We start from the raw sequence: 565 nt of genomic DNA on the forward strand, positions 1-565 counted from the left end.
GCGCAGCGCGGCGAGGCTGTCGAAGCCGGTCGCGCGCGCCAGCTCCTCCGTCGGCACGGCCGGGCGGCGGCGCAGCACGGCCAGCACGCGGATGCCGAAGCCGGCCTGGCGCCCGGCCAGGGCGCGATCCTCGAGGTCGTCCGGCAGGCGCAGCGCGATGTCCCGCATCTCCCCCGCGGCAAGTCCGACGAGATGCGGCGCGAGACCGGCCGGGTCCGGCGCGCCGGGCTCGAAGCGCCGGGCGCGGCCGGAGAATTCGGGCAGCGGCACGACGGCGTCCTGGCCGAGGTCCAGCCCTTCCACCAGGCGCGGCGCGGCGATGTCGAGGGTGAAGTCCACCGGCCCGGCCGCGTGGTCGAAGAGCAGCGGCATGCGCAGGAAGGCGGTCGCAGGGTCGATCGTCTTGTCGGAGACGTAGCAGCGCGCGAAGCCGCCGCTGCCTCGCGGCAGCGCGAAGTCCGTGGCGGCGTCGCGCAGCGCCAGCGCGGCGTCCTTGCGGCGCAGCGCGCCGGTGGCGGAGGCCGGCTGCGCCTCCAGCCGCAGCTTCGCGCCGCGCAGGCCGGTC

At 77.7% G+C, this 565-nt stretch carries 1 protein-coding gene; it reads right to left on the reverse strand.

Annotated features, from left to right (window positions below):
• On the reverse strand, positions 1–565 hold a 565-nt coding region (locus OZN99_RS33225; RefSeq protein WP_408612007.1), incomplete at both ends, for a hypothetical protein.

This window comes from Falsiroseomonas oryzae (assembly GCF_027856955.1).
In the GTDB taxonomy this organism is placed as follows: Bacteria; Pseudomonadota; Alphaproteobacteria; order Acetobacterales; family Acetobacteraceae; genus Falsiroseomonas; species Falsiroseomonas oryzae.